Source organism: Pseudoalteromonas sp. S3260, from assembly GCF_005886925.1.
Classification (GTDB): Bacteria; Pseudomonadota; Gammaproteobacteria; order Enterobacterales; family Alteromonadaceae; genus Pseudoalteromonas; species Pseudoalteromonas tetraodonis.
Genome location: NZ_PNCV01000390.1, coordinates 1 through 332, shown reverse-complemented (window position 1 = coordinate 332; position 332 = coordinate 1). Strand labels below are relative to the sequence as shown.

Genomic DNA, 332 nt, shown 5'->3' with positions numbered 1-332 from the left:
CTCGGCACTGCTGGTTGCGGCCTGTTGCTGCGCTGGTGAAGTGATGACTACCGGCGCTTTAGTAGGCGTTGTCGAGGTGCTCGACTTTTTCTTCATCACCTTGATTTTTGGCTTAGCAACGATGCGATCATCTTGCATCACCCCTTGCAACTCAGAAAGTTGGTGTTTGCGATACTGCTCTCGCAACTGTTCAAACTCACTGGCGCTATAGCGCTGCTCGCGGACAATACGCGCTTCAATCGACGACGGGTACGTCAGCTCAATGGTTTTTGCTAATTTACGCGCATCTTCCACATGACCCATACGATCCTGAATCAAATAACCAAGTAACA

The 332-nt window shown here is 50.0% G+C and carries 1 pseudogene; it reads right to left on the bottom strand.

Going from position 1 to position 332, the window contains the following annotated elements:
- Nucleotides 1-303 (bottom strand): annotated as a pseudogene (locus CWC14_RS18920) (type IV pilus biogenesis/stability protein PilW); the annotation flags it as partial.
- Nucleotides 304-332: the final 29 nt, after the last annotated feature.